The 18,864-nt window shown below is 68.8% G+C and carries 17 protein-coding genes; 10 read left to right on the forward strand and 7 right to left on the reverse strand.

Annotated elements, in window-relative coordinates; genetic code table 11:
• Positions 1-15 precede the first annotated feature (15 nt).
• The 3 genes from LF262_RS01085 to LF262_RS01095 are packed head-to-tail and all read left to right on the forward strand — an operon-like array spanning position 16 to position 2,463.
• Positions 16-831, forward strand: a complete 816-nt coding sequence (locus LF262_RS01085) for an ABC transporter ATP-binding protein (protein ID WP_235778445.1) — start codon at positions 16-18, stop codon at positions 829-831.
• Positions 828-1,628: a sulfite exporter TauE/SafE family protein gene (locus LF262_RS01090; RefSeq protein WP_235778446.1), complete on the forward strand. Its 801-nt coding sequence runs from the start codon at positions 828-830 to the stop codon at positions 1,626-1,628. The genes LF262_RS01085 and LF262_RS01090 overlap by 4 nt, the downstream gene beginning before the upstream one ends.
• The gene (locus LF262_RS01095; RefSeq protein ID WP_235778447.1) at positions 1,621-2,463 is read left to right on the forward strand and encodes a TrmH family RNA methyltransferase; all 843 of its coding nucleotides are present in this window, start codon (positions 1,621-1,623) and stop codon (positions 2,461-2,463) included. The genes LF262_RS01090 and LF262_RS01095 overlap by 8 nt, the downstream gene beginning before the upstream one ends.
• 70 nt (positions 2,464-2,533) lie before the next feature.
• On the opposite strand, the gene LF262_RS01100 is transcribed toward LF262_RS01095, so the two are convergent.
• Complete coding sequence (locus LF262_RS01100) at positions 2,534-3,568, reverse strand: AAA family ATPase (RefSeq protein ID WP_235778448.1); 1,035 nt, start codon at positions 3,566-3,568, stop codon at positions 2,534-2,536.
• A 139-nt stretch (positions 3,569-3,707) separates the two neighbouring features.
• Here LF262_RS01100 and LF262_RS01105 point away from each other — a divergent pair, with 139 nt between their 5' ends.
• Complete coding sequence (locus LF262_RS01105; protein WP_235778449.1) at positions 3,708-3,965, forward strand: type B 50S ribosomal protein L31; 258 nt, start codon at positions 3,708-3,710, stop codon at positions 3,963-3,965.
• Between the two features lie 80 nt (positions 3,966-4,045).
• The gene (gene lplAB / locus LF262_RS01110; protein WP_235778450.1) at positions 4,046-5,104 is read left to right on the forward strand and encodes a lipoate-protein ligase LplAB; all 1,059 of its coding nucleotides are present in this window, start codon (positions 4,046-4,048) and stop codon (positions 5,102-5,104) included.
• Positions 5,105-5,170: 66 nt separating this feature from the next.
• Here the strand turns inward: lplAB and merA are convergent, their stop codons facing one another.
• On the reverse strand, positions 5,171-6,601 hold the full coding sequence (gene merA / locus LF262_RS01115; protein WP_235778451.1) for a mercury(II) reductase: 1,431 nt from the start codon (positions 6,599-6,601) through the stop codon (positions 5,171-5,173).
• A 78-nt stretch (positions 6,602-6,679) separates the two neighbouring features.
• On the opposite strand from merA, the gene LF262_RS01120 reads away from it, so the two are divergent.
• Positions 6,680-7,069, forward strand: a complete 390-nt coding sequence (locus LF262_RS01120) for a MerR family transcriptional regulator (protein ID WP_235778452.1) — start codon at positions 6,680-6,682, stop codon at positions 7,067-7,069.
• A 36-nt stretch (positions 7,070-7,105) separates the two neighbouring features.
• Here the strand turns inward: LF262_RS01120 and LF262_RS01125 are convergent, their stop codons facing one another.
• Complete coding sequence (locus tag LF262_RS01125) at positions 7,106-7,747, reverse strand: dihydrofolate reductase family protein (RefSeq protein WP_235778453.1); 642 nt, start codon at positions 7,745-7,747, stop codon at positions 7,106-7,108.
• A gap of 17 nt (positions 7,748-7,764) precedes the next feature.
• Positions 7,765-10,401, reverse strand: coding sequence for an aminopeptidase N (pepN, locus tag LF262_RS01130; RefSeq protein ID WP_235778454.1), 2,637 nt, complete (start codon positions 10,399-10,401; stop codon positions 7,765-7,767).
• A gap of 126 nt (positions 10,402-10,527) precedes the next feature.
• Between pepN and LF262_RS01135 the strand changes: the two genes are divergently transcribed.
• From LF262_RS01135 to LF262_RS01145, 3 genes are all read left to right on the forward strand, one after another.
• Complete coding sequence (locus LF262_RS01135; protein ID WP_235778455.1) at positions 10,528-12,087, forward strand: circularly permuted type 2 ATP-grasp protein; 1,560 nt, start codon at positions 10,528-10,530, stop codon at positions 12,085-12,087.
• Positions 12,088-12,186: 99 nt separating this feature from the next.
• Positions 12,187-13,113: an alpha-E domain-containing protein gene (locus LF262_RS01140; RefSeq protein WP_235778456.1), complete on the forward strand. Its 927-nt coding sequence runs from the start codon at positions 12,187-12,189 to the stop codon at positions 13,111-13,113.
• Positions 13,110-13,961 carry a transglutaminase family protein gene (locus LF262_RS01145; protein WP_235778457.1) on the forward strand — a complete coding sequence of 284 codons (852 nt, stop codon included), beginning with the start codon at positions 13,110-13,112 and terminating at the stop codon, positions 13,959-13,961. Before LF262_RS01140 ends, LF262_RS01145 begins: the two co-directional genes overlap by 4 nt.
• 32 nt (positions 13,962-13,993) lie before the next feature.
• Here the strand turns inward: LF262_RS01145 and LF262_RS01150 are convergent, their stop codons facing one another.
• Together LF262_RS01150 and LF262_RS01155 are read right to left on the reverse strand one after the other, a co-directional pair.
• The gene (locus LF262_RS01150) at positions 13,994-15,457 is read right to left on the reverse strand and encodes an SDR family NAD(P)-dependent oxidoreductase (protein WP_235778458.1); all 1,464 of its coding nucleotides are present in this window, start codon (positions 15,455-15,457) and stop codon (positions 13,994-13,996) included.
• A gap of 67 nt (positions 15,458-15,524) precedes the next feature.
• Positions 15,525-16,910, reverse strand: a complete 1,386-nt coding sequence (locus LF262_RS01155; protein ID WP_235779245.1) for a glucose-1-phosphate adenylyltransferase — start codon at positions 16,908-16,910, stop codon at positions 15,525-15,527.
• A gap of 169 nt (positions 16,911-17,079) precedes the next feature.
• On the opposite strand from LF262_RS01155, the gene glgA reads away from it, so the two are divergent.
• On the forward strand, positions 17,080-18,273 hold the full coding sequence (glgA, locus tag LF262_RS01160; protein ID WP_235778459.1) for a glycogen synthase: 1,194 nt from the start codon (positions 17,080-17,082) through the stop codon (positions 18,271-18,273).
• A gap of 96 nt (positions 18,274-18,369) precedes the next feature.
• On the opposite strand, the gene LF262_RS01165 is transcribed toward glgA, so the two are convergent.
• Positions 18,370-18,813 (reverse strand): Hsp20/alpha crystallin family protein, encoded by a 444-nt coding sequence (locus LF262_RS01165; protein WP_235778460.1) that lies wholly within the window; start codon positions 18,811-18,813, stop codon positions 18,370-18,372.
• Positions 18,814-18,864: the final 51 nt, after the last annotated feature.

Raw genomic sequence — 18,864 nt, forward strand, 5'->3', positions numbered from 1 at the left:
CTAATGTCAGGGGCCATGAGCAATGTTCTCCAGCTGTCCGGCGTCAGCGTCGTCCGCGGGACGAAGAAGCTGCTGGACGGTATCGACTGGCAGGTGAAAGAGGGGGAGCGCTGGGTCGTGCTGGGGCCGAATGGTGCCGGCAAGACAACGCTCCTCTCCCTCGCGGCCGCGCGCCTGCACCCGACCAACGGCCGGGTCGACATCCTCGACGAGACGATGGGCAAGGTCGACGTGTTCGAACTGCGCCCACGTATTGGCCTGTCCTCCGCCGCCCTCGCCAACCAGATTCCCGAGGACGAGAAGGTCCTCAACGTGGTGGTGACCGCCGCGTACGGCGTGACAGGCCGGTGGCTCGAGGAATACGAGCGCGACGACGAACGGCGCGCCTTCCGCCTCCTCAACGAGTGGGGGATGGGCCCGCTGCTCGGACGCCTGTTCGCCTCGCTGTCCGAGGGGGAGCGCAAGCGCGTCCAGATCGCCCGTGCGCTCATGACCGATCCCGAGCTGCTCCTGCTCGATGAGCCCGGGGCGGGCCTTGACCTGGCCGGGCGCGAGGAGCTCGTCTACAAGCTCTCCGAACTCGCGGAGGACGACGACGCCCCAGCCCTCGTGCTCGTCACGCACCATCTCGAGGAGGTGCCGCCGGGCTTCACCCATGCACTCCTGCTGCGCGACGGCGGCATCGTCGCCGCCGGGCCCATCGCCTCGACGCTCACGGAGGAGCACCTGAGCAACACGTTCGGCATGTCCCTGGAGGTTCGCGCCCGCGAGGGCCGCTACACGGCGACCGCGAAGAACGGCGCAGCCGCTCTCTCCGCTCAGAGCGCGTGACCGGCTTCTGGAGCGACACGCTCATCTTCCTCGCCGGCCTCTGGGCGGGCACGATCAACACGATCGTCGGGTCGGGCTCGCTCGTGACGTTCCCGGTCCTCGTGGCCCTCGGCTACAACCCGGTCAACTCGATCATCTCGAATGCCATGGGCCTCGTGGCCGGCGGGTTCTCCGGGGCCTACGGCTACCGCCGGGAGGCCGTGAGCGCCAAGCGGACGCTGCTCAAGCTCCTGCCGGTCTCGCTCGTGGGCGGGCTGCTCGGCGCCTTCCTGCTCCTGATCCTGCCCGAGACCGTGTTCGGGTACGTCGCACCTGTGCTCATCGTCGTCGCGATCCTCCTTGTCGTGTTCCAGCCGCGCCTGTCCGCCTGGGCCAAGGCGCGGCAGGCGCTTGAGCACATCACGCCCGAGGAGGCGGACCTCCAGAAGGTCCCGCTTGTGCTGTACATCCTCGTGTTCTTCATCGGCGTGTACGGCGGCTACTTCACCGCCGCGCAGGGGGTGCTGTTCATGGGTGTCCTCGGCGTGTTCTTCCACGGGACCCTCCAGCAGTCAAACGCGATCAAGGTGGTCCTGAGCCTGGTCGTGAACCTCATTGCGGCGGCGGCGTACCTGATCTTCGCGTTCGAGCGGATCGACTGGCTCGTGGTGCTGCTCATTGCGGTGGGCTCAACGCTGGGCGGCTTCCTCGGCGCCGGCATCGGGCGGCGCATGAAGCCGATCGTGCTCCGCATCGTGATCGTGATCCTGGGTGTCCTCGCGCTCGTGAACATGGTCGGCAAGCTCGTCAATGGGTGATGCGGCGAGACAAGGTCCGGGCCAGATCATCCGGCTCACGTCCGCGGACGATCCGCGCGTGGCCGACTACACCCAGCTCACGGACGTGCACCTTAGGAAGATGCGGGAGCCCGCCGAGGGCCTCTACATCGCCGAATCATCCCGCGTTCTGCGCCGCGCCCTCGCTGCCGGGCACCGGCCGCGCTCGTTCTTCCTCGCCGACAAGTGGCTTGGAGGCCTTGCGGACGTGCTCGAGGCCTATCCCGACGTTCCGGTATACATCGGGGCGCCGGAGCTGCTCGAGGAGATCACCGGCTTCCACCTGCACCGCGGCGCCATGGCGGCCATGCGCCGGCCCGAGCCCGTGTCTCTGGTTGAGCTGCTCACCACGCTGCAGGAACGTTCTCGCTCGCGGATCGCCGTCCTCGAAAACCTGACCGATCATACAAACGTAGGAGCGGTCTTCCGCAGCGCCGCAGCGATCGGTGTCGATGCCGTGCTGGTGACGCCGCAGTGCGCGGACCCGCTCTACCGCCGCTCGATCCGCGTGTCCATGGGTACTGTCTTCCAGGTGCCGTGGACGCGGATCGGATCGTGGCCCGAGGACGTCGCACTGCTGAAGGAGGCAGGCTACGTCGTGGCCGGGATGACGCTGGGGGAGGGGGCCATCACGCTGGATGAGCTGGTCGCCGAGGACCATCAGAACCTCGCCCTGGTCTTCGGGACTGAGGGCGAGGGCCTGGCCCCGGAGTCGGACAGGGTGCTCGACCGGCGCGTCACGATCCCGATGATGAACGGCGTCGACTCGCTGAACGTCGCCGCCTCATCGGCGGTCGCCTTCTACGCGACACGATAGTGGCTCGGCACGACCGGCTGACCTGGCTTCGGGACGCTGGCGGAGCGGCTGGAAAAGCTGCCGGATCCGGTCAGACCAGCCAGCGCCACCAGCGTGACTGTCCCGGTTCCGGCGTCGGTTCCGGCTCCGGCTGCTCGCCCAAGGCCAGCGCGGCCTCCACGATGTCGTCCGCGGTGAGCGTCATGACGGCCTCACGATCGAGCGCGTCGAGACTTTGTTCCTCGTCGAGCGACAGCCGCAGCGCCTGGCGGTTGAGCGCCTGCTCGAACAGCGTGCGCGCGAACCGTGCGTTGCCGGAGTCCTCGTCCGCGTGGAGCCCGGTGAGGATGCGGCGCAGCATCTGGTCCGCACCCGGCTCCAGCGTGTACTCGTGCTGGGCCAGCATCTGGTGGAAGATCGTCTGGAGTTCGTCGACGGAGTAGTCGGGGAACGTGATCTCGCGGGCGAACCGGGAGCGCAGTCCGGGGTTCGAGAGCAAGAAGGACTCCATCAGCCGCGGGTAGCCGGCCACGATCACCACCAGCCGGTGGCGGTGGTCCTCCATCCGCTTGAGCAGGACCTCGATCGCCTCGGGGCCGAAGTCCGTCCGGCCGTCCTCGGGGGCCAGCGCGTAGGCCTCGTCGATGAACAGGACGCCGTCCAAGGCACGCCGGATCACCCGGTCCGTCTTGATGGCAGTCGCGCCGACGTACTGCCCCACCAGGCCCGAACGGTCGACCTCGACCAGGTGGCCTTTCTGCAACAGGCCGACCGCACGGTACATCTCGGCTAGGAGTCGCGCCACGGTGGTCTTGCCCGTGCCCGGGTTTCCGAGGAACACCAGATGCTGTGATGTGGCCACCTCCGGCAGGCCGTGCGTTTTACGGCGAGCCTGGACCTGGAGCAGCGCGACAAGGGCCCGCACCTGTTCCTTCACGGTCTCCAGCCCGACCAGTGCGTCGAGCTCCGCCTGCACCTCCGAAAGCGGCCGGGCCGGCCCGGGCCTCGCACCGAGGAGATCGCCGACCAGATCGTCAACGCGCTCCGAACCGGGCAGCTTGAGCTGATCGGCCAGGCGGCCGATGGTTTCGCGCAGGTCGTCGAGCGGATTGCGGCTGGGAGCCATGGACTCACTGTAGTACTCGGTTCCCGAGCGGGGGTGGGGCTTGCGCTGAGCTGGTAGTATTGACTGCTGGCCCTCCAATCGGGAGGGCGTTCACACCTGGCCTCTGGCAAAATCCAGGGGCACAAGCAAAGGGCCCATTGTGAAGTCTGATATTCACCCCAAGTACGGCTACGTCGTCTTCAACGACCTCGCCTCCGGCAAGAAGTTCCTCACGCGCTCCACCGTCTCCTCGGACAAGACCACCGAGTGGGAGGACGGCAACACGTACCCCGTCATCGACGTCGAGGTCTCCTCCGAGTCGCACCCGTTCTACACGGGCAAGCAGCGCATCATGGACTCGGCCGGCCGCGTCGAGCGCTTCAACGCTCGCTTCAAGAACTTCGGCAAGAAGGCCTGACCACAGGCTCTGCCGTGCGCAGGCGCCGTCCCGTTGGGGCGGCGCCTCCGCTATCTCGGGCCGGGTCTAGGCTTGGTGCCGTGGCTGACTATCACGGTGAATTCAAGGTTCCCGGCGGCAAGCTCGTGATCGCGGACCTGATGGCGAACGGCGGGGAGATCACCGCCGCGAGCATCAATGGCGACTTCTTCCTGGAGCCGGACGAAGCCCTCGCGGACATCAACGGGGCCCTCGTGGGCCTGTCCACCGAGGCACCCAACGCGACGATCTCCGAGGCGGTGAGTGACGCCGTGGGGCCCACAACGGTGATGTTCGGCTTCGATCCGGCCGCCGTCGCCGTGGCCGTCCGTCGCGCACTCGGCCACGCCACGACGTGGGCCGACCACGACTGGGAGATCATCCCGCCGACCACCCTGAGCATCACCGAGAACGTTGCCCTCGACGAAATCCTCACCCGGGAGGTCGCCGACGGGCGCCGCAACCCGACGCTGCGCCTATGGGAGTGGGACGAGCGGTCCGTGGTGATCGGCAGTTTCCAGTCCTACCGCAACGAGGTGGACCCCGAGGGTGTTCAGAAGTACGGCGTGACGGTAGTGAGACGGATCTCCGGCGGCGGTGCCATGTTCATGGAGGCCGGCAACTGCATCACGTACTCGCTATACCTGCCCAGCTCCCTTGTGGACGGCCTCTCGTTCGCGGACTCCTACCCGTTCCTGGACGCGTGGGTCATGGAGGCTCTCGCGAAGACCGGCGTGAAGGCCTTCTACAAGCCGCTCAATGACATCGCCACCGAGGCCGGGAAGATTGGCGGCGCCGCGCAGAAGCGGCTCGTCAACGGCGCGCTGCTGCACCACGTGACCATGAGCTACGACATCGACGCGGCCAAGATGACCGAGGTGCTGCGGATCGGCCGGGAGAAGATCTCGGACAAGGGGATCGCGAGCGCGCAGAAGCGCGTCGACCCCCTCAAGCGCCAGACCGGGATGTCCCGCGAGGAGATCTTCGAGACGATGATGGCCACGTTCGAGGGCCGTTACGGCGCGCACCGCGTCGCACTCTCGGCGGAGTCGCTCGCCGACGCCCGCGCGCTCGCCGAGCGCAAGTTTGCCACCCGTCAGTGGCTGCACCGCGTGCCCTAGGCTGCCCCATTTCATTGCTCGCCGGACGCACGACGGCGAGCGGTCGCCGTCGTGCGTCGGGTCGCCTCACGCGGCGCAGCAGGACAACATCGAGACGTCCGCCGTGAAGGCCTGGGCCGCGATCCGCAGCCCCTCCGACATGGTGAGGTACGGCGCCCACCGGTGAGCCAGCTCCGAGACGGTGGTGCCCGTCTCGATGAGGTGGACAGCTGTCGCGGCCAGTTCGCCTGCGTCGCGGGCCACGGCGGTGGCGCCGATGATGCGTCCCGTGCCGCGTTCAGCGACGACCTTGATGAATCCCCTGGTGTCCCGGTCGACGAGGGCGCGCGGGACATACTCCAGAGGGAGAACGCGGCACTCGCACCGGATCCCCGCGGCGTGGGCCTGCGCCTCCGTGAGTCCCGCGACCCCGAGCGCCGGGCTCGTGAACGCGACCCGGGGGAGTGCGCGGGTCGAGAGCGTCTTCTCAGTTCCCGTGAGCGCATTCTCAGCCGCGACCGCACCCTGGGCGGCCGCGACGTACACGAACTCGGGTCCGCCCGTCACGTCGCCGGCCGCCCAGATCCGGGCGTTCGACGTCGCCTGGCGGCCGTCCACGATGACCTCACCGCTCGTGCCGGTTGCCACGCCCACGCGGTCGAGACCCAACCCGTCGGTGACTGGTCGGCGTCCGGTGGCCACCAGCAGCTGCGCCGCGCGGAACTCGCGCCGCTGCCCCCCGACGTCGACGGTCGCGACGACGCATCCGGCGTCCGTGCGGGCAACGGCGACTGGCACCGCCTTGCGGACCGTCACGACGCCCTCGTCGGCCAGAGCGTCCTCGAGGGCCCGGGAGGCCTCGGGCTCCTCGTGAGAGACGAGCCGCGTGCGCGCGAGGATCATCACGGCCGTGCCCAGGCGGGTGAACAGCTGGGCCATCTCGAGCGCCACGTACCCGCCTCCGAGCACCATCATCGACTCGGGGACGGCGTCCAGCTCCATCGCCGTCGTCGACGTCAGGTAGGCCACGTCGTCGAGCCCGGCGAGGTCGGGAGCCCACGGCGAGGACCCCGTGGCGAGAAGATAGTGGCGCCCCCGGATGGCCGTCCGCTTCCCGTCGGCAAGCGTGACGGCGAGGACGGGGTCCCCGGCAGTACCATCGAACGCGGCGTGTCCGGGGTAGAAATCCCAGCCGTAGGCGTCGATGAGGCTCTCGTACTTCGTGGCACGCATCCGGTCTACGAGCGACTGTTTGCCCGCGATAAGGGCGCCCATGTCTATCACGCCTGGCGTTGCCGCAATGCCGGGGTACCTTTCCGCGTCGATGGCGGTGTGGTGGACTCCGGCTGCGGCGAGCAGGGCTTTCGAGGGGATGCACCCGGTATTGGTGCACGTGCCGCCGAGCGCGCCTCCGTCCACGATGGCGACGCTCCCGCCCAGGCGCGACGCCTCGATCGCGGCCGCGAAGCCGCCCCCACCTGAACCGACCACCACGAGGTCATACGATGTGTCCGTCATAGCGGTAGCCTGCACCTTCCCCTCTACGGGAAGGTCAAGTACGGGAAGGTCAAGCGGACCCTGAGCGTTGAGAAGAGTATGCGCATTGCAGAGGCCGCCGCAGCGGCGGGCACCACCGAGAAGGCCTTGCGGTACTACGAGTCAATCGGCCTCTTGCCGGGCGTGGGCAGGACTGCCTCTGGGTACCGGGACTTCGACGTGGAGGACGTGAACCGCGCCGCGTTCATCCGCCGCAGCCGCCAGGCTGGGATGAGCCTGGAGCGGACAGCGAAGATCCTCTCCGCGTTCGACATCGGCGGGGACGCGTGCACCTCGGTCGGCGTGCAGCTCGAGCGCCAGCTCGGCGAGCTCGATCGCCGTATCGCAGAACTCCAAGGGCTGCGCGACGCCGTGGCCGAGCGCTACGACGCCGTCAAGGCCGCGGACCCCGCAGCGTGCGACCACGGACAGGTCTGCAGCTACCTCTGACGCCGTGTCATCGGCGAAGGCACGGCAGCGAGCAGCTCACGCGCGCCGGATCACGGCGTGCGCGGCGCCCTCGCCTGCCACGATTGGATCGCACGCATAGCCCACGGGCGGGACGCCGTCGCCGAACAGCCGCTCGCCCACGCCGAGGAACACCGGGGCGATGGCGATATGCAGTTCGTCCACAAGGCCCTCGGCGAGGAACGCTCGCACGGTCGAGACACCCCCGCCAAGCCGGACGTCGCGCCCGCCAGCGGCCTCGACCGCCATGGCGAGGACCTCACCCGGCGGGCCCTGGACGAAGTGGAACACTGTCTCGCCGTCCATCGGCAGGTCGGGGCGCGGGAAGTGCGTCATGACGTAGACGGGGTGGTGGTACGGTGGCTCCTCGCTCCACCAGCCCCGCCACGACTCGTCGGGCCACGGGCCGCGGACCGGGCCGAACATGTTCCGACCCATGATCGTCGCGCCGATGCCGTCCTCGCCCGCGCGCAGGAAGTGGTCGTCGATGCCCGTGGTGCCGCCCTCCTGTCCGATCATCGCGCGCCCCGTCCGGGTCTTGAACACCCACTCGTGGAGCGCTTCAGCGCCCACTCCGAGGGGAGCCTCGACGCTCTGCTCGAGGCCCGCACCGAACCCGTCCAGCGATACCGCGAAGTTGTGGACCCTGAGTCCTGCCATGCCCGCAGTCCTTTCCCTTATCCCTGCCGCGATCGGCGCTGCACGCGCAGCGCCCTGTACAGGTGGTCCCGCTGCTCAATGATGATCCGCCGCAGCGCCGCAGGCGCCGAGCCGTTCTCGCGCAGCCATTGGTCCGTACGCTCGAGCACGGGGTTCTCCTGGGGCTGCTGGTCCCACGCGAGCGTCGAGTCGCCCGGGAAGAGCCCCCCGACGAGCCGCGTCGCGATCTCCTGCGAGCGCTCGGCCCACACCCGCATGAGCATCGCGAAGTAGCTCTCGATGAACGGGTGGCGCAGCGCCTCCGTACCGAGCATGAAGCCCTCGACGGTGGCCGAGAGCAGCTCATTCGAGAGCGTGTCCCGCTCAACCGCGGCTTCCCACGCAGCGTGCTTCGCCTTCGGATCGGGGCGGGCGGCCAAGGCGACGGCGTGCCCAACCGCGCCCTTCGCCGTCCGGTCCCGCGCGAGCTCGGCGTCGAGCTCGGCCACGGTGGCGCGGCCCTGGGCCGCGAGCGCCTGCCAGAACGCCCACCGCAGCTCCTGGTCCACCGCGAGCCCGGGTACCGCCACGGAGCCGTCCACGAGGCCGCGGACGAGGTCCAGCTGTCCGCCGCCGTACCGGCTCCCCTTGGCGAGCGCCCGCGCCCACGCGAGCTGTTGGTCGGAGCCCGGCTCGGCGGCCGCGAGCTCGCGGGCCACTGCCGCGAGGTACGGCTCGCGGACGTCCGCCCGGCCCTCGCCGTGCGTGTAACGTTCTATCGCCGTGCGGGCGTTGTCCAGCACGGCGAGCTGGACGCCCACCGTCCCTTCTGAAGCCCCGAAACGCTCGACGGCGCTCACGTACCGCGCCGCGGGTGCCTCACCGTCCCGCGTCGCGTGCCACAGGGCAGTCCACGCGAGGGCGCGGGCCAGCGGGTCGGCGATGCTGCCAAGGCTCTCGCGGACGGTCGCCTCCGAGCGGTCGTCGAGGCGGATCTTCGCATAGGTCAGGTCCTCGTCGTTGACGAGCACGAGGTCCGGCACCGGCAGGCCGCCCGGCACCGGGACCTCCGTGATACCGTCCGGTGCGTCCGCGGCAATGTCCACCTCAACGCTGTGAGTGCGCTCGATCGTTCCGGCCTCAGTGCGCGAATAGAGCCCGACGCGCAGCACATGGGGGCGCGGTGCCGGCTTGCCTGTGACCGGGTCCACCGCGGTCTGCCGGACCGCAACCCGGGTGAGCCGCGCGCCATCGTTCGCTGCACTCGGCCCGTGGCCCTGCTCGACGAGCGTGTCGAGGACGGGGAGGCCGGCGGTCTGCAGCCACGCGGCAGCCCAGGGCTTCATCGGCCGGCCAGATGCGCGCTCAAGTGCCTCGAGAAGATCGATGAGCGTTGTGTTCCCGTACGCGTGCTTCGCGAAGTACTCCCGTGCGGCAGCCAGGAAGGCGTCCTCGCCGACGTATGCGACGAGCTGCTTGAGCACGGACGCGCCCTTGGCGTACGTGATGCCGTCGAAGTTCTGTTCGGCCGCCTCGAGGTTCGGGACATCGGCGACGATCGGGTGGGTTGTGGGCAGCTGGTCCTGCACGTACGCCCAGGCCTTGCGGCGGTTGGCGAAGTTCACCCAGGACGCGGTGAAGTCCGTCGCACGGTCCACGGCGAGCGTGCCCATGTACTCCGCGAAGGACTCCTTGAGCCACAAGTCGTCCCACCAGCGCATCGTCACGAGGTCGCCGAACCACATGTGCGCCATCTCATGCATGAGTGTGTTCGCGCGGCGCTCGTACTGCGACTCGGCTGCACGGGAGGCGAACACGTACTGCTCCGTGAACGTCACGAGGCCCGGGTTCTCCATCGCACCGAGGTTGTACTCGGGGACGAACGCCTGCTCGTACTTTCCCGAAGGGAAGGCGGGGGAGAACACAGAGTGGTAGAAGTCCAGCCCGCGGCGGGTCATATCGAAGATGCGATCCGCATCGAAATGCTCCGCGAGCGAGGCGCGGCAGTAGGCCACGAGCGGCAGGGTGAGCCGCGCGCCGTCGCGTGTCGTACCGGTCCACGAGGCCTCGGCGCGGTGGTAGGGGCCGGCGAGCACCGCAGCGAGGTAGGTGGGGATGGGAGGAGTGGGCGCGAACTCCCAGCGCGCAGCGGCGGTGTCGCCGTCGACGGGTTGCGCGGAGGCGGTTGCCTCGCCGTTAGCGCTCACCGCCCACGACGCCGGCGCGAGCACCGTGAACGCGAACGTCGCCTTGAGGTCGGGCTGCTCGAAATTGGCGAAGTACCGGCGCGCGTCCGCCGGCTCGCACTGCGTGTACAGGTAGGTCGCGCCGTCAGCCGGGTCCACGAAGCGGTGCAGGCCCTCCCCGGTCCTCGAGTACCGCGCCAATGCGGTGATCTCGAGCCGATTGTGCGCCGCCAGGCCCGCAAGACGGATCCGCGCGCCGTCGTACACCATCGCCTCATCGAGGAGGCGGCCGTTGAGCACGACGCGCGGCACCGACTCGCCGATGAAGTCGGCGAACGTCAGGGCACCCGGTTCGGCACGGAACTCAATGATGCTGGTGGTCGGAAAGGACGTCGCGGAGGGATCCTGCGCCTCACGCAGGTCCAGGGTGACGTGGTAGGAGTCGACCGTGAGGAGGCGGCTCCGCTCGGCGGCCTCGTTGCGACTCATGTTGTGAGTTGGCACACGCCATTCAATCACGACGACACCACCCTCATGAGGCCCCGAACCGGCCCGTCTGCGCACCCTCTCCATGCCGATATGCGCCGCGGCACGAATGGTGAAAAGCTGTCTCCTATGCCGGATCTCTTTGAGGACTACTCCGTCGCCGCCGAGCGCACCGGTGCGTACGACGAGATGTTCGCCCTGCGCCAGGCAGCGCGGCCCAGCTACCGCCATCTTGCGCAGGCCCTCGCGGAACTCGACCTTGCCGATGTGAGCTCGCGCGCGGAGTCGATGGCGCGCACATTCCTCGACCGCGGCGTCACGTTCGACTACGCGGGGGAGGAGCGCCCCTTCCCGCTGGACATCGTTCCGCGCATCATCTCCGCGGGCGAGTGGGGCGTCCTCGAGCGCGGTGTCGCGCAGCGCGTGAAGGCCCTCGAGGCGTTCCTCAACGACGTGTACTCGAAGATGGCCGTCGTGGCGGACGGGGTGGTCCCCCGGCGTCTCATCACCACGAGCCAGCACTTCCATCGCCAGGTCCACGGATTCGAGCCGGCTGGGGGAGTACGCGTGCACATCTCGGGCATCGACGTGGTGCGCGACTCCGCGGGGACGTTCCGGGTGCTCGAGGACAACGTGCGGGTGCCCTCCGGCGTGAGCTACGTGCTGGAGAACCGGCGCGCCATGGCTAAGGGCCTGCCCGAGGCCTTCAGCCAGCAGCCCATCCGGCCCGTCGAGGAGTATCCCCGCCGCCTGCTCTCCGCGCTTCGCAAGACCGCCCCCGCCGGGGTCGATGAGCCGACAGTCGTGGTGCTCACGCCAGGCGTGTTCAACTCCGCCTATTTCGAGCACACCCTCCTGGCCGGCCTCATGGGCGTGGAACTCGTCGAGGGCCGCGACCTGATCTGCCGCGGCAACCGCGTCTACATGCGCACCACGGCAGGCGAGCAGCGCGTCGACGTCATCTACAAGCGGATCGACGACGACTTCCTCGACCCGCTCCAGTTCCGCTCCGACTCGATGCTCGGCTGCCCCGGCCTCGTCAATGCCGCCCGTGCCGGAGGGGTCACGATCGCGAACGCCGTGGGCAACGGCGTGGCCGATGACAAGCTCGTGTACTCCTACGTGCCGGACCTCATCCGGTACTACCTGGGCGAGGAGCCCATCGTCTCCAACGTCGACACCTACCGCCTCGAGGAGGACGACGCCCGCGAGGAGGTCCTCGACCGGCTCGCCGAGCTCGTGGTCAAGCCCGTGGACGGATCTGGCGGCAAGGGGCTCGTGATCGGGCCCGACGCGAGCCGCGAGGAGCTCGAAACGCTGCGCCAGCGCGTCATCTCGGACCCGCGTGGATGGATCGCCCAGCCCGTCCTGCAGCTCTCCACCGTGCCGACGCTCTCCGGCCACCGCTTCGGCCCGCGGCACGTGGACCTGCGCCCGTTCGCCCTCAACGACGGGGAGGACGTGTGGGTGCTGCCCGGAGGCCTCACGCGCGTGGCGCTCAAGGAAGGGTCGCTCATCGTCAACTCGAGTCAGGGCGGCGGGTCGAAGGACACCTGGGTGCTCGCCCAGTCTTCCGACGTTCCCGTCGAAGCCGAGCCGAGGCACTCGATCAGCATTCGCGAGCGGACCAGCGTGTGGCCCGTCGAGAGCAACTGGCGCGACCGCCAGGCCGAACAGCAGCAGCAGTGAGCGCGCCCTCCGCGGCGAGTGCGCGGCGTCGTGCGTGGGCGCCTCGCTGCCCGTCCGGACCCACCCGCCATCCGAAACAGTCCACCCGAGGAGGCCGACTTGCTCAGCCGCATCGCTGAATCCCTGTTCTGGATCGGCCGCTACGTGGAGCGCGCCGACGGGACCGCCCGCATCCTCGATGTGCACCTCGAGCGGCTTAACCACCTTCCCGCGGCCGAGCAGCGAAGCGTGGCCCAAGAGCTGCTGGGGGTCATGGGCTCCCGTCCGGAGAAGGACGACTTCGGGCTCGCCGACCTCCTTCAGGCCCTCGCCTATGACCGATCCCACGCGACGAGTATTGCCGGATCGCTCGGGGCCGCGCGCGAGAATGCCCGGCGGGCGCGGGAGACCGTCTCGTCGAGCCTGTGGGAGTGCCTCAACGCGACCTACTACGGGCTCAGCCAGCACCGGAAGGACGTCGTGGGGACCTACCGGTTCTGCAACTGGGTCCTCGAGCGCACGGCCATGGTGCGCGGGCTCGCGGACACGACCATGAGCCACGACGAGGGCTGGCTGTTCCTCGTACTGGGCCGTTCCATCGAGCGTGCCGACATGACGGCCCGCATGCTCTCAACCTATGAGGTCCACACAGCAGGCATGTCTTGGGTGAACATGCTCCGGTGCGCGGGCGCCTACGAGTCGTTCCTGCGGACGCGGCGCGCGGGGTTCGACGAGCGCCACGCCGCCGAGTTCCTGCTCATGGACCGCCTGTTCCCGCGCTCGATTGTGTACGCGCTGCGCGACGCTGACGACGCGCTCGCGACGCTCGACCCGTCAGATACCCGGGTCGGATTCATCAATGACGCCCGTCGCATCGTGGGCCAGGCTCGCACGTTCCTCGAGTTCCACCGCACCGACGACCTCATGGCCGAGCTGCCTGAGCACATGGAGCGGGTCCAGCGCGCCGTCGCGCAGACCTCGGACGCTGTCTCGCGCAAGTACTTCAACAAGGCCGATGAACAGGCCTGGGTGGGAGAGGTTTCATGACCCGGCTGAAGATCCTGCACCGCACGGCGTACCGGTACAACAAGCGGGTCACGCTCTCGTACAACGAGGCGCGGATGACGCCGCTGACGGAACCCCAGCAGGTGGTGCTCGAGTCCCAGGTACGAGTGGCGCCGGCACAGGCCTCGGTGAGCACCTACAAGGACTACTGGGGCACCCGCGTCACGGCGTTCGACATGCAGATGCCGCACGATTTCCTCGAGGTGGTCTCCTCCACGACCGTAGAGGTGCACCGCGTCGAGCGCGTCCCGGTGGAGGGAGAGGTCGTCCCGTGGGAGCGGCTGCACAGCCCCGAGGTCGAGGACCAGTTCAGCGACTGGCTCCCGCAGTCGCGGCTCTCCGGGCCGGGGACCGAGGTGTTGGGCATCGTGCCAGGTCTCGTGGAGGGTCTGGACCCGAATCAGGCCGCGCACGCGGTGTTCGACTGGATGAGCGGTGAGATGCGGTACATGCCGGGCTCCACCGGCGTCACCACCGACGCCGAGCAGGCCTGGAACCAGCGCGAGGGCGTGTGCCAGGACCTCGCCCACCTGGCGATCGGTTCACTGCGGAGCCTCGGCATTCCAGCGCGGTACATCTCCGGGTACCTCCATCCGCGCTCTGGTGCTGGCATCGGCGAAGTCGTCGCGGGCCAGTCCCACGCGTGGCTTGAGTGGTGGGACGGCGAGTGGCGCTCGTGGGACCCAACGAACCACAAGCCGGCGGGGGACTTCCATGTGACGGTGGCCCGCGGGCGGGACTATCGGGACGTGCCCCCACTCAAGGGAGTGCTCTCCGGTGGGGAAGGGTCCCATCTGGAGGTCTCGGTGGAGCTCACACGCGTCGCCTGACCCTCGGTTGACCCAGGCCGCGGCGCGCCGGCCTACCAAGGGCTCGGCTTGTAGTCCTTGAGGAAGACCCCATAGAGGTCGGTCCCGGCCTCGCCCATGACGATGGGATCGTACACGCGCGCGGCTCCGTCCACGAGGTCCAACGGCGCGTGGAAGCCCTCGTCCGCGAGACGGACCTTGGTGTAGTGCGGCCGCTCGTCGGTGATCCACCCGGTGTCGACAGCCGTCATGAGGATTCGGTCCGTCTCGAACATCTCTCCGGCCGAGGTCCGCGTCATCATGTTCAGGGAGGCCTTGGCCATATTGGTGTGCGGATGCCCCGGGCCCTTGTACTTCCGCCCGAACTGCCCCTCCATGGCCGAGACGTTGACCACGTACTTGCGCCGCGCCGTGGAACGCCGCAGCGCGCCGCGTAGCCGTGACACCAGCAAGAACGGGGCTGTGACGTTGCACAGCTGGACCTCGAGCATCTCGAGCGGGTCTACCTGCTCGACCACCTGGGTCCACGAATTGATGGTGGCGAGGTCGGGTACGAGCCCGCCGGCGTCGATTGCTGTCCCTGCCTCGATCCGGTCGGGCGAGGCGGAGCCGGTCGAGAGCGCGAGAGCCGTCACGGCGTCCCCGGCCAGCGCGGGGTGCCCGGAGACGGACCCTGCAATCGAGAGTGGGTGCCGATCGTGCGCGTGCCCGAACGTGAGGAGCTCGGGTCCGCCGTTGGATGCCAGCAGGGCTGCGGGCAGCGGCTCGGATTCGGCCTCGACGAGGGGGGCGTACGCGTTTCCCGAGCGCCGCACGGTCTGGGCGGCATTGTTGATGATGATGTCGAGCGGTCCTTCAGCGTCGAGGGCGTCCGCGAGCGAGATGACCTGCGAGGGGTCGCGCAGGTCGATCCCTACGATGGTAAGCCGGTTGAGCCACTCCGCTGAGTCCTCCATGGCGGCGAAGCGCCGTGCGGCGTCCTTGGGGAAGCGGGTCGTGATGGTCGTGTGAGCACCGTCGCGCAGGAGCCGCAGCGCGATATACATGCCGATCTTGGCGCGGCCGCCGGTCAGGAGCGCGCGTCGGCCCGTCAGGTCGGTGCGTGCATCCCGCTTGGCGTGGCTCATCGCGGCGCACTCAGGGCAGAGCTGGTGGTAGAAGGCGTCCACCTGGGCGTAGTGCTGCTTGCAGATGTAGCACGGGCGCGAGCGGAGGAGGTGACCGGCCACCTGTCCCGTCGCGGACGGCGTGAGCTTGTTGCCCTTCGTCTCGTCGTCGATCCGGTCGGGCGCGGCCGTTGCGGTCTGTGCGATGACGGCTCTGTCTGCCTCAGCGACCGCGTCCCGCTTGGCCGTCCGGGTGAACCGTCGGTGCGCCTTGAACATCTTGCCCGTAGCACGGCGGATGGCCACGTAGTCGGGGTGCTCCTCGCCGTACGTGTGGATCGTGCCGAGGACCTTGAGGGCGGCCTGGATCTCCTCAGGGGTCAGTTCGGCGGGCACTTCGGGGGAGCTCATGGCTTCCCATTCTACCGGCGCGGACGGCGGCGCAGGCCGCCCCGCCGTCGTGCATGGCTGGGCGGGGTCAGCGACCGATCTGACTGGCGGCGGACGACGGCGAGGACGCGCCGTCGTGCGCCGGCTCACTGGAGACGGCACGCTCCGCCGCGGCCGCGTGCATCTCCTGGATCTTCTCGGCGACCTCGGGCATCTCGGCAGCGACGTCCTCGAGGATGGCCGGGACCTTGGAGGTCCAAGCGGCGGCGAGTCGGCGCTCGTCCTCTTCCGGCTCGGGAACCTCTTGGCCCTTGGACAGCACCGTGATGCCGGAGGCGGTGACCTCGAAGCCGCGGCGGCGGTCGAGCTTCTCGTCGACGCCGATCGTCGCCCCGGCCGGTACCACGACGTTCTTGTCGAGGATGGCGCGGTGCACAACGGCTCCCGCTTCCACGCGTACCCCATCCATGAGGACGGAGTCGAGCACCCGCGCCGCCGTGTTCACGCGCACGTCGTGCGAGAGGACCGAGCCCTCCACGATGCCGCCGGAGATGACCACACCGCTGGCCACGATCGAGTCCAGCGCCGTGCCCACGGTCCCGCCCGTGCCGCGGACGAACTTCGCCGGCGGCGAGACGGTCTGGCGGGTATAGAAGGGCCACTGCGCGTTGTACAGGTTGAATACCGGCAGGGGGGAGATGAGGTCCATGTGCGCGTCGTAGAACGAGTCGAGCGTGCCCACGTCGCGCCAGTAGGTGCGGTCCCGGCCGGTGGAGCCGGGGATCTCGTTCTTCGTGAAGTCGTAGACGCCTGCCTCTCCGCGCTCCACGAAGAAGGGGATGATGTCTCCGCCCATGTCGTGTTTGGTGTCGAGCCGCTCTGCGTCGCTCCTGAGGGCGTCGACGAGGGCATCGGCATCGAACACATAGTTGCCCATGGACGCGAGGAACTGCTCGGGGTCGTCGGAGAGGCCAGGCGTGGTGGCTGGCTTCTCGACGAACGCGGAGATCATCGATGGGTTGGCGGTATCCGTCTCGATGACGCCGAACTGGTTGGCCATGTCCAGCGGCTGGCGCACTGCGGCCACCGTGGCCTTGGCGCCCGAGGCAACGTGGGAGGCGACCATCTGGGAGAAGTCCATGCGGTACACGTGGTCCGCCCCGACCACGACGACGATGTCGGGCTGGGAGTCATGGATGAGGTTGAGCGACTGGTAGATCGCGTTGGCGCTGCCGAGGAACCAGCTCTTGCCGACCCGCTGCTGCGCGGGGACCGAGGCCACGTAGTTGCCCAGCTGGGGCGAGAGCCGCCACGTCTCCGAGATATGTCGGTCCAGAGAATGCGATTTGTACTGCGTGAGGACGACAATCTGGAGATATCCGGAATTCACAAGATTGGACATCGCGAAATCGATGAGCCGGTAACCCCCGGCGAACGGCACGGCCGGCTTGGCCCGATCCGCCGTCAAGGGCATGAGGCGCTTCCCCTCACCGCCGGCGAGGACGATCGCCAATACCTTCTTCGGTGCCACTGCGCAACCCCCGTCATCTGTCGTTAAGGCCCATGTAACCCGGCCTCCGCCGCTGCGGAGTGCGGTTGTCTTCACACTAGAACACGTTGGTATGACGGACTACGTTGAAACCGTGCGAATCGACATTGTGACCAAGGAATTCCCCCCGGAGATCTACGGCGGCGCCGGGGTGCATGTGGCAGAGCTGAGCAGGGTCCTCGCCCGCGAGGTGGATCTGCACGTCCACGCCTTCGGGGCGCCCCGCGAGCCGAACGTCGAGGGCGCGTCCGTCACCTCGTACCAGGTCCCCGGGTACCTCTCAGGCGCCAACGCCGCCCTGCAGACCCTCGGGATCGACCTCGGGATCGTCCCGGACGTCGAGGGCGCCGACCTGGTCCATTCGCACACGTGGTACGCGAACATGGCCGGACACCTCGCCTCGCTCATGCACGGCATTCCGCACGTACTCTCCGCGCACAGCCTCGAGCCGCTGCGCCCGTGGAAGGCCGAGCAGCTCGGCGGCGGCTACCGCATCTCGTCGTGGACCGAGAAGACGGCCTACGAGGCTGCAGACGCAATCATCGCCGTCTCCCACGGCATGCGCGCGGACATCCTGCGCTGCTACCCCCAGGTGGATCCGGCGAAGGTCCAAGTGGTCCACAACGGCATCGATGTCTCCCTGTGGGGCCGCGACGAGGGCACCGAGCACATCCGGGCCCTGGGCATCGACCCGGCGAAGCCGTCGGTGGTGTTCGTGGGCCGCAACACGCGCCAGAAGGGCGTCCCGTATCTGCTGCGCGCCGCGGCGAAGCTTCCCGCGGACGTCCAGCTGGTGCTGTGCCTCGGCGCCGCGGACACTCCCGATCTGGCCCGGGAGACCGAGGTGCTCATCGACGGGCTCAAGGCCGAGCGCGAGGGCGTGGTCGTGATCGAGCGCATGCTCCCGCGTGCCGAGCTGATCCAGGTCCTGAGCCATGCGACGGCGTTCGCGTGCCCGAGCATCTACGAGCCGCTGGGGATTGTGAACCTCGAGGCGATGGCGTGCGGCGCCGCGGTCGTGGCGACGGCCACGGGCGGGATTCCCGAGGTCGTGGACCACGGCACCACAGGCCTCCTCGTGCCGATCGAGCAGGTGACGGACGGCACCGGGACCCCGTTGGACCCGGAGAAGTTCGTTGCCGACTTCGCCGCGGCCCTCGAGGAGGTCGTCTCCGACCCTGCGCGTGCCCGCACGATGGGCGAGGCCGGCCGTGCCCGTGCCGAGGCGAACTTCTCGTGGGAGAGCATCGGCCAGGCCACCCTCGAGGTCTACCGCAGCGTCCTGTAGCAGGTCGTGAGACATGACGGCGGCGACGCACCCGCGTGGGTGCGTCGCCGCCGTCGTGGGTCAGCTCGTCAGGGTGCGTCGGCCAGGTGCAGCGCGTCAGTCTCGGCTGACGTTGACCTTGGTCGGGCCGGGTCCCGACTCGGGCGCGACGGGTACCCGGACCTCGAGCACGCCGTCGTGGTAGCTGGCCTTGACGTCCTCGCCGCGCGCGCCGCGCGGGAGGTCGAGAGTGCGGGCGAATGAGCCGTAGCGGAACTCGCTGCGGTACCCGCCCTTGCCCCGGTTCTCGGAGCTCTCGCGCCGCTCAGCCTTGATCGTGAGGGTCCCGTCCTGGACAGTCACGTCGACGTCCTTCTCCGGATCGATCCCGGCCAGTTCGGCGCGCACCACGAGCGAATCGCCCTCGCGGAACTGCTCAACGCGCAGCCACGAGGTCTCCCACTCGTCGACGAATCGCTTGAACTGCTCTGGCAGGCCGAACCTGCGCATGCCTTCCGGCATCATGTCCCACGGGCCTCTGCGGCCCCATCCCTCGGCCATGGATTCCTCCTGGTCTGCCCCCAGCCGCCGGTGCGGCCGGGTCCTGCTTTC

The organism is Sinomonas notoginsengisoli, from assembly GCF_021554725.1.
GTDB lineage: Bacteria > Actinomycetota > Actinomycetes > Actinomycetales > Micrococcaceae > Sinomonas > Sinomonas notoginsengisoli.

What these genes read in the sequence shown, in the direction of transcription:
- LF262_RS01085 (WP_235778445.1), top strand. Translation starts at nt 16, where the DNA reads ATGAGCAATGTTCTCCAGCTGTCCGGCGTCAGCGTCGTCCGCGGGACG.
- LF262_RS01125 (WP_235778453.1), bottom strand. Translation starts at nt 7,747, where the DNA reads ATGGCAGGACTCAGGGTCCACAACTTCGCGGTATCGCTGGACGGGTTC.
- LF262_RS01145 (WP_235778457.1), top strand. Translation starts at nt 13,110, where the DNA reads ATGACCCGGCTGAAGATCCTGCACCGCACGGCGTACCGGTACAACAAG.
- merA (WP_235778451.1), bottom strand. Translation starts at nt 6,601, where the DNA reads ATGACGGACACATCGTATGACCTCGTGGTGGTCGGTTCAGGTGGGGGC.
- LF262_RS01165 (WP_235778460.1), bottom strand. Translation starts at nt 18,813, where the DNA reads ATGGCCGAGGGATGGGGCCGCAGAGGCCCGTGGGACATGATGCCGGAA.
- LF262_RS01135 (WP_235778455.1), top strand. Translation starts at nt 10,528, where the DNA reads ATGCCGGATCTCTTTGAGGACTACTCCGTCGCCGCCGAGCGCACCGGT.
- LF262_RS01095 (WP_235778447.1), top strand. Translation starts at nt 1,621, where the DNA reads ATGGGTGATGCGGCGAGACAAGGTCCGGGCCAGATCATCCGGCTCACG.
- pepN (WP_235778454.1), bottom strand. Translation starts at nt 10,401, where the DNA reads ATGAGTCGCAACGAGGCCGCCGAGCGGAGCCGCCTCCTCACGGTCGAC.
- LF262_RS01155 (WP_235779245.1), bottom strand. Translation starts at nt 16,910, where the DNA reads ATGCCCTTGACGGCGGATCGGGCCAAGCCGGCCGTGCCGTTCGCCGGG.
- LF262_RS01100 (WP_235778448.1), bottom strand. Translation starts at nt 3,568, where the DNA reads ATGGCTCCCAGCCGCAATCCGCTCGACGACCTGCGCGAAACCATCGGC.
- LF262_RS01120 (WP_235778452.1), top strand. Translation starts at nt 6,680, where the DNA reads ATGCGCATTGCAGAGGCCGCCGCAGCGGCGGGCACCACCGAGAAGGCC.
- LF262_RS01150 (WP_235778458.1), bottom strand. Translation starts at nt 15,457, where the DNA reads ATGAGCTCCCCCGAAGTGCCCGCCGAACTGACCCCTGAGGAGATCCAG.